Source organism: Methylomonas methanica, from assembly GCF_001644035.1.
GTDB classification, from domain to species: Bacteria; Pseudomonadota; Gammaproteobacteria; order Methylococcales; family Methylomonadaceae; genus Methylomonas; species Methylomonas methanica_A.
In genome coordinates, this window is sequence record NZ_LUUG01000138.1 from 1 (window position 1) to 9,180 (window position 9,180).

Here is a 9,180-nt window from a genome sequence, read left to right on the forward strand (position 1 = left end):
CCAGATTTAGTTATAACTCGCCTTGCCCAGGCTTTTAATGTAACGCAGCACTTGCAAAGAGTCCGGCCCCTGATTGACGAGATTGCCGGCAAACCACAGCCGGTCTGCCAACGGATCGAAGCCGATGGTTGTCAGCAGTTGCATCAGTGTCCGGTAATCGCCGTTTACGCTGCCGATGGCATAAGTAGTCATAGGTATTTAAATTCTAAAGCCCTGTCTGAATAAACGGTCGGCAATGACCTATGAGTCAGAGCACGCCGGATATTTCCAAATTACCGTTAAACCCTATCAATTTTAATGCCACCAGCCTTGGCGCCGGATTTCTGGAGAAGATTATCCCGCCAACTAACTGATTATTCTTTGAAAACGGATCTCAAGACGGCGATATAGTCGCCGGTCTTAACGCGGTGATCTTGTGCGTTTCCCACAAATTAGTTGTTTTGCGGGGTAAATGTAAAGTAATCGACAGGTTTTGGCGCGGTGACTAACGAAACCAATCACGGCTGTTTGCCATGCTTGAAACGTCGTCACATTCGACAGGGCAGAAAGGAGTTTTCTATATGTAAAATCTATTGGAGCTATAAAAACAATCAATTTTATTTGTTATAAAGGTTTGTTCAGAATAGTCCCCAAGCTGGATCGGTTGAGTTTTCAATCAGATTTCCGGCGATTTATTAACCCGGTCCGTCAATACCGTTCAGCCGAAACGGAATGCCCGTAACAAATGGGGCTGGGTTCATAACAATTATTACCAGGAGACTTTTCATGAAAACCTTAAACACCATCCAAGTTGCTGTTGTCCTTACTGCCGTTCTTGCCTCGACAAGTGTCCAAGCGCATGGTGATCGCATCAATTCCGGCAGTTTTTTAAATAATTGGGTTGCTGAAGTGGTTTACGACAATCCAGCGTATAACCGGGGCATGCATAGTTATCCCAATCCGCTTGCGCCGGTTGTGGTGGCTGAAAAAGATATGATTTATATCGACAAGGCTTATGGCCAAGCTATTTATAGCTATCCCAGAAATACCAAATAAGCTCAACCGCTGGCGGACGCCATCCGGCGTCCCGTCGACAACTTACGAATACTGTTATTAGCCCCATAGGTCCCGCTCGTGCGGGAATCCAGGGTTATTATTGGGCTCCCGTCTGCGCGGGAGCGACGATAATTTAGGGAGATTCTTGCCTTCGCGGGAATCAAGGCTCTAGGGCGTTTAAGGGCCTGGTAAATAACTTTGAAAAATTGCCAAACTGCCGGCTTGAATAAGCGCTTACAAAGCCCTTACCAATAGCACCGGCATCCAGGGGCTCACCAACAACAGAAAGCCGGTAAACCAGATATCGAAGGTAGGGCGCAAGGCCGGGGCTTCGAGTTGGTCGGCGGACGGATTGCTGGGGGCAAATATTAATACCAAAGCGACCAATAGCATCAGCGGCGGTGCGAATAAAAACCCCAGTAATATTCCCCAGGCCGAAGAACCAATGTCGCGGCTGCGTTTGATCATCGCCGATACCCCAAACAGGCCGCAGGCAAGGGCGATGACCAGGTAAAACGGCACGGCATACTCGTCGGACGACCCGCTGGTCGTGATCTGAAGCGCATACAAGGGCAGCGCCAAAGCATTCAACAAAGCAGGCAGCCCTAAAGCTATATATCGAGAGCGGTCGTAACGCAGCATGGTTCTGTGTATTCCCTAAATTTGCAGTTAACGGGATCGTCTAGGTTAGCTCAGCGGCTGGCGATTGCCAATTTTTGTGTAGTTTTTGATGATCCCGGCACGATCTGGATAAGAGTTCAGGCCGGCCTGATAACTGTACCGAGTCGCAAGTTTAGGGATTGTTTTGGTGGCTTTGTCGGATATTGCGATGACCTTGATCACTGCTGATACACTTACCACTAACCCGATAAGTGGGTTAACGTACCGCAAGTCAGTCGCAATCCGGCAAGCAAAATGAACGATGATCAAAAAAATCGATGTAGCCGACCTGAAGCCCAAAATGTTTATCCACGACATCAACTGCCCCTGGATAGATCACCCGTTCTTGCGTAACAGTTTTTTCATCGAATCCGCGCAAGACATCGAAAGAATCGCCGCCTACGGCATTCGCCAAGTCTACATCGACACCGCACTCGGGCCGGACATTCCGGAGGCGCCAACCGTTCATGACATAAACCGGCAGCTTGACGCGCATATGCAGCACTTGGGGCGAACGCTCAAGCGTGTGCAGCCACCGCTGGTTAGCGTCGAAAAGGAACGGGTTAAAGCCAAGCAAGTCTGCCGCGAAGCCAATCGCATCGTACATAACGTCCTGCAGGATTGCCGGCTGGGCAAGCAGGTTGAATTGGAGCAGGTTGAACCGGTGGTTTCCGGCATCATCGATTCGATTTTCCGTAACCCCGATGCCATTGTCAGTCTGCTCAGAATCAAGCAGGCCGATAAATATACTTTTCAGCATTCCGTGGCGGTCGGCACCTTGCTGATCAGTTTTTGCAGAGCCTTGGATATCGACCGCAAACTGATCGAACAGGTCGGGCTGGGCGGTTTGTTGCACGACATCGGCAAAATGCAGGTGCCGAATAACATTCTCAACAAGCCTGGGAAACTGACGGAAAGCGAATTCGAGATCATGAAAAATCATGTGCGCTACGGCTGTCAGTTATTGGAAAAAACGCCGGATATTTCACCCGTCACGCTCAACGTTGCGGCCGAGCATCACGAGTGTTTTGACGGCAGCGGTTATCCATTGGGTTTGAAAGGCGATGAAATCAGCCTGTATGGGCAGATGGCGTCAGTGGTGGATGTCTACGATGCGCTGACTTCCACGCGTATTTATCACACCGGCATCGAACCCACGGAAGTGTTAAGAAAATTGTTGGAATGGAGCGATCACCATTTTAATCTGACACTGGTGCATCAATTTATCCGCAGCATCGGCATTTACCCGGTGGGAACCCTGGTGCGGCTGGAGAGCGGCTATCTGGCTGTGGTGGTTGAACAGCATCATGAAAATTTGCTGCACCCCAGGGTGAGGGTGGTATTCAATAGCCGGACTCGCCGTTACACGCCTCCCGCGGATTTTGATCTGTCCAACCCCGGTTGTAATGACCGCATCGCCTCATTTGAAGTGCCCGCGAAGTGTGGGATTGATCCTCAGCGGTATATATAGCGACGGATCAGAACAGCCAAAAATTTAAGCCAGGTCCCCACTGATTTGTAGATGCAGTCTGATTTGTGACGCTGTATCGGGCTACTTCCGTCAGCCCAATACAGGTTTGATGATCGGTGTGGCCGGCAAACTCAGTTTATTCGGCTTCTATGGCTATAGGTTCGCCGGATTCATCGACTGGCTGCACAAATTCAAACAATTTGGAACCGGCGTTGATGACTTCTACGTTACCGGTAAATCCGCTACGCGCAGCGACATTTTTGCAGAAAGTTCTTTTGATAAAGCCGGTTGTACATTTATTGGTGCCGTTGCTCAGGTCGTCGGCTATGGTCCAGCCGTCTGGACAAATAATCGTGGGAATATCAAAAGTTTTGCATACTGGTTTGGGTGATGTGCCTCCACCTGTCGGCTTGGCATAGGCAGTGGCGCTGGCGCTGAGCAAAACGGCGGTCAGGAAAAATAATTCTGGCGTTTTCATGTTAGACCTCTTCGATGATTTAATGGATCAAGCTCCCTGAAATTTGGGGTGGCATGAAGAATCCCTTTCGAAGAGGAGATTAGGATTTAAGCTCGGTTTTTTATATGAACTATTCCATCTGATTCTGCGTGATTAATTAACAGCTATTGTCTGCGTTATTGAACGGGTTAGAGTACCTGTTAGGCTAAGAAAAATCTCGCTGCCAATCATCGATGATCCGGCACAACTGGGTCAAACCGTCGCTGAGCGAGGCAGGGCCGGGTTGTAAAATATCGCAAGATTTAATTTCGTAAACCCGCTGCTTTTGCACGGCGGGAATACTATTCCAGCCGGGGCGCACAGCCAGATGATCGGGGCGGAATTTTTTACCGCACCAGGAGCCGATGATGATGTCCGGTGCCCGACGCACCACTTCTTGCGGATCTGCGATAATCCGCTGTTTGGCGGAATGTTCCGTGGACAGTTCTGCAAAGCAGTCGTCGCCACCGGCGATGCTGATCAACTCTGACACCCAGCGGATGCCGGAAATCATTGGCTCGTCCCACTCTTCAAAATACACTGTAGGGCGCTTGGCAAACTTAAGACTGTTTTGGCGAACGGCTTCCAGTTGTTGCCGGTATTGCGCCACCAGCGCAGCGGCTTTTTCCGGGACGCCGACCATCGCCCCCAGCAAGCCTATCATTTGCAAAATACCTTCCACCGAGCGTTGGTTGAACACATGCACCTCCACGCCAGCCCGAATCAGGTCCGCAGCGATGTCAGCTTGCAAATTGGAAAAGCCCAGCACCAAATCCGGCTCTAGGGCCAGGATTTTATCGATTTTGGCGCTGGTAAACGCCGAGACCTTTGGCTTTTCTTTGCGAGCCCGCGCCGGCCTGACCGTATAGCCGGAGATGCCGACGATGCGCGCTTGTTCGCCCAACAAATACAAGGTTTCGGTGGTTTCGTCAGTTAGACAGACGATGCGTTCGGGGTAAGCCATTGGGTAGTCCATGTGTAGTCAGCGGAGTAAACTCGGTTTGCTCTGAGCAATAAAAACCGCCTAGCGGCCAAGCCGGTAGGCGGTTTAGGAAGCCAGTAGCAGCTTACGCTTAGTTGGCTTCGATCAAGCTAGGATCGTAATCTTCCGGCGCATCAAAACCCAGCAGATTTAATACGGTGGCCGCCACATTCGATAAACCAGCTTTCGGTAAATCTTGGCGCAATGTGTAGCCTGGGTTTTCCCCGGAGATCAACACAAACGGCACTGGATTTAATGTATGCGAGGTCTTGGCCTTGGCCCGGCCCTCGGCATTGCGCGTTACATTGCCTTTTTTATCCAACTCGTACATTTCGTCGGCGTTGCCGTGGTCGGCGGTGATGATGGCGGTGCCGTTCATTTCCAGAATCACCGGAATCAAACGCGCCAGTTGCAGATCCAGACCTTGCATCGCGGTTACCGCCGCTTCGAAGTTGCCGGTATGGCCGACCATGTCGCCGTTGGCGTAATTGACCCGCAGGTACTTGTATTTGCCGCTGCGCACCGCGTCGATCAGCGCGTCGGTTATTTCGGCGCACTTCATCCATGGTCGCTGTTCAAACGGCACCACGTCGCTGGGGATTTCGACGTAAGTTTCGGAAGCCTCGTCGAATTTACCGGAGCGGTTGCCGTTCCAGAAATAGGTCACATGACCGAATTTTTGGGTTTCGCTGATCGCGTATTGCGAAATACCGTTTTTGGCCAGGTATTCGCCCAGAGTGCGGTCGATGGTCGGTGGCTCAACCAAAAAACGCGGTGGCAATTTGGTGTCACCGTCGTATTGCATCATGCCGGCGTAAGTCACTTTCGGCAGTGAGCCGCGCTCGAATGGGCTGAATTGTTCTTCGATAAAAGCCCGGGATATTTCGATAGAGCGGTCGCCACGGAAGTTAAAAAACACCACTGCATCGCCGTCAACAATCGTGCCCAGCGGTTTGCCGTCTTTGGCAATCACGAAGCCGGGTAAATCCTGGTCGATGACGTTGGCTTCGTTGCGGAAGGTTTCAATCGCTTCGTGGGCGTTGGCGAATTGCCTGCCCAAACCCAGTACATGAATGTCCCAGCCGCGTTTGACCATGCTCCAGTCCGCTTCGTAACGGTCCATAGTGATCTGCATCCGACCGCCGCCGGAAGCAATTGCCACGTCGAATTCCGCGCTACGCAAGCCGTCCAGATAGGCTTCGAACGGATCGACATAATCCAATGCAGAAGTTTCACCGACATCGCGGCCATCCAGCAAGATGTGAATCCGTACTTTAGCTACGCCTTCTTGCTTGGCCCGTTCGATCATCGCTTTCAAATGGTCGATGTGTGAATGCACGTTGCCGTCGGAGAACAGACCTAAGAAATGTAAAGTGCCGCCTTGCTTGCCGGTGGCGACCACGTCGTGCCAAGCTTGGCCTTGCCAGAGGTGGCCGCTGCTGATGGATTCGGCGACCAGTTTGGCGCCTTGAGCAAACACGCGGCCGGCGCCGAAGGCATTGTGGCCGACTTCGCTATTGCCCATGTCTTCGTCGCTGGGCATGCCCACTGCGGTGCCGTGCGCGAGCAGTTTGGTCATTGGATAGCTGGCCATGTAGCGGTCCAGGTTAGGTGTGCGCGCGGCTTTGACCGCATCACCGTCTTCGCGCGGCGAAATGCCCACGCCGTCCAGGACGATGGTGACGACAGGGCCAGGACAGGCGGGAAAACGGGAGGATTTTGCTAATTTCATGGTGTTATTCAATGGGTGGTACTTCGGAAGTTAAAGGAAATAGGGTTAAGGCAAAAGCGGCAATTTAGTCTGGGCGGGTGCTTGCACAGCCAAGAAATTCAACATCATACCTGATCGGCAAGGTCCAATAGCACGTCCACATAAATCGCGCTTAGATCCAGCTGGATGTCCAAGTTAGGTAGCGGCAAACGGTCTGAGGCCTGGGTAAAACTATGCAGCAGCCAGCCTTGCGCGGTACGCTCGAAGCAATCGATGGCTTGGCTTTGGCTGTCGATCAGCCAATAATGTTGCAGACTGTCGAGTTGGCGGTAAGCGGCGAATTTGGCGCCGCGATCAAAACCTTCAGTAGAAGGCGACAGCACTTCGGCGATGAACAGGGGATGCTGCTTGAACAGTCGGTTGTCACGGTCTTTGGCTTCGCAGGTCACCAGCACATCGGGGTAAAAAAACGCGTTGGCTTTAGCAACATTGACTTTCATGTCGGAAATATAGGCGCGGCAGGGTGTGTCCTTCAAGGCTTGTTTCAGAAGAAACGCCAGATTCATCGCAATCGAAACATGCGCATCGCTGGCGCCGACCATCGCCCATACTTCGCCGTCGAGGTATTCGTGTTTGATCTGAGCGGACTCCTCGCCTTGCAGGTAGTCTTCCGCGCTTAGTTTTAATTTCTCTGCCAGAGCCATCGCTGATTTGCCTTGGATATTTAAAACGATTCTAACGTTTGCCGGCTAAATGTGGAACCCTTATTAAGCTAATTACACCTGGCGTTACTGGGTAACAGCTGCCGTTCGTCGAATGCCGGGTAAACTGGTTCTGCCATACGGACTTGTGGTGGAGCAAATGAGGGCAACGCCTAACAATTCGTTATAATCCAACAATGAACGAATTAGCTACAACAGATTATTTTCGCAATGATGTATTGATAAAACGACCCTACATCAAACTGGAGTGGTGTGAAGTGGCATTATCAGATCCATTTCGACGCGAAATTCAAGATGACGGACGAATTCGGCATTGGATCTTTGTGGCCGAGCTAAACAAGTATTTGCGAGTAGTCACGTTGGAAGATGGGCTAACTGTCCATAATGCCTTTCCTGACCGGAGATTTAAACCATGAAATTACGTTACGACCAAGCGACTGATTCCCTTTACATCCATTTAGCTGACAGGCCTTCGGTCGACTCCGACGAAGTCAGCGATGGTGTGGTTTTGGACTACGATGAAAATGGCACCCTGGTTGGCATCGACCTGCAACACGCCAGCCAAAAAGCGGATATTGAGTCGTTGGCCTTAGTGCATTTGCCGTTAAGGAATTTGCAGGCGGCTTGATTTATTTGTTGTTATCGAAGATGTATCTTTTGCGGATGCGTTCTCGTGTGGACGATGAAAACACGCCGCCTTTGGGAACGAGATAAAAGTCTTTACGAGGTGCCGCCATGACTATATCGCAACCGCAAAACCCGCTTGAACAGTTGCAGGAAAATTGCCGCTATTTTGAATACACCCAAGCCGCCGATCCAATCGGTTCAGGAACGATTTCCAAGCTGCCGTTCGCCAATTTCGGTAGCGAGTTGCATCAAACCGGCGGCACCCGGATTATCCCGCTTGATGTCAGCGCGCAGTTAAATTGCCCCAGCCCGGCCACCAGCCCGGCATTGTGCGCGAACTTTGTCAGAATTCTGGCCGGCGAGTCGCTGGCGACCAATTTCAATGCCACCTCCCTGTTGTTTTACGTGATGTACGGCAGTGGTCGCACCGCATTCGATGATCTGACTATCCCCTGGCAAACCGGCGATTTTGTGGTGCTACCGATAGGCAAGGACACCCGGCATTTCGCCGACAGCGATGCGGCCTTTTATCTGGTGCACGACCAGCCGTTGTTGACTTACCTGGGCGTCAAAGCTGAAAGGCAATGCTTTAAACCAACGCTGTATGCCGCAGCCGATTCGCTGCGCGAGTTGGCGGCGGTGCAAAAAGCGGCGGAGACGGTGAATCGCAACCGCATCAGCGTCTTGCTGGCCAACAAAGCCATGGACCAAACCCTGACCGTGACTCACACGCTGTGGGCGATGCTGGGTGTGTTGCCCAAGGGCGCGGTGCAATTGCCGCATCGGCACCAATCGGTGGCGCTGGATTTGATTCTGGATTGCGCGCCGGGGTGTTACACCTTGGTCGGACCGCAGATTTCGGCAAACGGCCAGATCGTCAATCCCACCCGCGTCGATTGGCAACCCTATTCAGCTTTCATCACCCCGCCGGGTTACTGGCATGCGCATTACAACGAGTCGGACCAAGAAGCCCATTTGCTTCCGCTGCAGGACGCCGGCTTGCAGACTTATTTGCGCAGTTTGGATATTAAATTTGTGTTGCCGGATGGGAGTGTTTCGCGGTGATGTGGCGGGGTATCGTGAAGTACCTCAACTGTAGGGCGGATGCCGTTAGGCTATCCGCCAAAATGCCGCCCATAAAAAGCAACAACCATCGATCAGGCCAAATGACACCGGCATGACGACGGAATGGCTCTCATTCGGCGGAACGCCTGTCGGCACGGACTTAAAGACTGGGAAGAATACGACCAAAGTACAGAGTGACTAATACACGGCTTTTCCGTTAGAATCGATAGTGCCACACCGGTCGCGAGGCCGGGCCGGAAAGTCACGGGGCTTGTCTTAAAGCCGGCCGGATTGCGTAACAGGCGCATCCGGTTTCAGTCAAAACGCGCATGCGCCATTTTTTATTGCCTTACGATCCGTTGGATCAAGGAAAAAACATGGCACAATCGTTATCAATCAATCAATCAATCA

Annotated in this window: 10 protein-coding genes and 1 riboswitch; of the genes, 4 read left to right on the forward strand and 6 right to left on the reverse strand. The window is 51.8% G+C overall.

Features of this window, described 5'->3' with window-relative positions:
* Positions 1–6 precede the first annotated feature (6 nt).
* On the reverse strand, positions 7–192 hold the full coding sequence (locus tag A1332_RS23965) for a hypothetical protein (protein ID WP_064010903.1): 186 nt from the start codon (positions 190–192) through the stop codon (positions 7–9).
* A gap of 573 nt (positions 193–765) precedes the next feature.
* Here A1332_RS23965 and A1332_RS23970 point away from each other — a divergent pair.
* Positions 766–1,035, forward strand: a complete 270-nt coding sequence (locus A1332_RS23970) for a hypothetical protein (protein WP_064010904.1) — start codon at positions 766–768, stop codon at positions 1,033–1,035.
* Between the two features lie 234 nt (positions 1,036–1,269).
* Here A1332_RS23970 and A1332_RS23975 read toward each other — a convergent pair whose 3' ends face one another.
* Positions 1,270–1,677 (reverse strand): DUF805 domain-containing protein, encoded by a 408-nt coding sequence (locus A1332_RS23975; RefSeq protein ID WP_064010905.1) that lies wholly within the window; start codon positions 1,675–1,677, stop codon positions 1,270–1,272.
* 280 nt (positions 1,678–1,957) lie between these two features.
* On the opposite strand from A1332_RS23975, the gene A1332_RS23980 reads away from it, so the two are divergent.
* Entirely contained in the window at positions 1,958–3,166 is a 1,209-nt protein-coding gene (locus tag A1332_RS23980; protein WP_064010906.1) for an HD-GYP domain-containing protein, read from the forward strand.
* 136 nt (positions 3,167–3,302) lie between these two features.
* Here the strand turns inward: A1332_RS23980 and A1332_RS23985 are convergent, their stop codons facing one another.
* The 4 genes from A1332_RS23985 to A1332_RS24000 form a co-directional block, all read right to left on the reverse strand.
* Positions 3,303–3,644 carry a hypothetical protein gene (locus A1332_RS23985; RefSeq protein WP_064010907.1) on the reverse strand — a complete coding sequence of 114 codons (342 nt, stop codon included), beginning with the start codon at positions 3,642–3,644 and terminating at the stop codon, positions 3,303–3,305.
* Between the two features lie 184 nt (positions 3,645–3,828).
* Positions 3,829–4,626, reverse strand: coding sequence for a cobalamin-binding protein (locus A1332_RS23990; RefSeq protein WP_157204110.1), 798 nt, complete (start codon positions 4,624–4,626; stop codon positions 3,829–3,831).
* Between the two features lie 109 nt (positions 4,627–4,735).
* A complete protein-coding gene (gpmI, locus tag A1332_RS23995) occupies positions 4,736–6,376 on the reverse strand; it encodes a 2,3-bisphosphoglycerate-independent phosphoglycerate mutase (protein ID WP_064010909.1) in 1,641 nt (546 codons plus the stop codon).
* 104 nt (positions 6,377–6,480) lie between these two features.
* A complete protein-coding gene (locus tag A1332_RS24000; protein WP_064010910.1) occupies positions 6,481–7,059 on the reverse strand; it encodes a Uma2 family endonuclease in 579 nt (192 codons plus the stop codon).
* A 430-nt stretch (positions 7,060–7,489) separates the two neighbouring features.
* On the opposite strand from A1332_RS24000, the gene A1332_RS24005 reads away from it, so the two are divergent.
* On the forward strand, positions 7,490–7,705 hold the full coding sequence (locus A1332_RS24005; RefSeq protein WP_020483463.1) for a DUF2283 domain-containing protein: 216 nt from the start codon (positions 7,490–7,492) through the stop codon (positions 7,703–7,705).
* Between the two features lie 107 nt (positions 7,706–7,812).
* Positions 7,813–8,769: a hypothetical protein gene (locus A1332_RS24010; RefSeq protein WP_064010911.1), complete on the forward strand. Its 957-nt coding sequence runs from the start codon at positions 7,813–7,815 to the stop codon at positions 8,767–8,769.
* Positions 8,770–8,990: 221 nt separating this feature from the next.
* Positions 8,991–9,068: riboswitch (cyclic di-GMP riboswitch) on the forward strand.
* The last annotated feature ends 112 nt before the right edge of the window (positions 9,069–9,180 follow it).

Bases quoted from the DNA above. Each gene is read 5' to 3' on its own strand.
- A1332_RS24000 (WP_064010910.1), bottom strand. From the start codon at position 7,059: ATGGCTCTGGCAGAGAAATTAAAACTAAGCGCGGAAGACTACCTGCAA.
- A1332_RS23965 (WP_064010903.1), bottom strand. From the start codon at position 192: ATGACTACTTATGCCATCGGCAGCGTAAACGGCGATTACCGGACACTG.
- A1332_RS23975 (WP_064010905.1), bottom strand. From the start codon at position 1,677: ATGCTGCGTTACGACCGCTCTCGATATATAGCTTTAGGGCTGCCTGCT.
- A1332_RS23980 (WP_064010906.1), top strand. From the start codon at position 1,958: ATGATCAAAAAAATCGATGTAGCCGACCTGAAGCCCAAAATGTTTATC.
- A1332_RS23970 (WP_064010904.1), top strand. From the start codon at position 766: ATGAAAACCTTAAACACCATCCAAGTTGCTGTTGTCCTTACTGCCGTT.
- A1332_RS23985 (WP_064010907.1), bottom strand. From the start codon at position 3,644: ATGAAAACGCCAGAATTATTTTTCCTGACCGCCGTTTTGCTCAGCGCC.
- gpmI (WP_064010909.1), bottom strand. From the start codon at position 6,376: ATGAAATTAGCAAAATCCTCCCGTTTTCCCGCCTGTCCTGGCCCTGTC.
- A1332_RS24010 (WP_064010911.1), top strand. From the start codon at position 7,813: ATGACTATATCGCAACCGCAAAACCCGCTTGAACAGTTGCAGGAAAAT.
- A1332_RS24005 (WP_020483463.1), top strand. From the start codon at position 7,490: ATGAAATTACGTTACGACCAAGCGACTGATTCCCTTTACATCCATTTA.
- A1332_RS23990 (WP_157204110.1), bottom strand. From the start codon at position 4,626: ATGGCTTACCCCGAACGCATCGTCTGTCTAACTGACGAAACCACCGAA.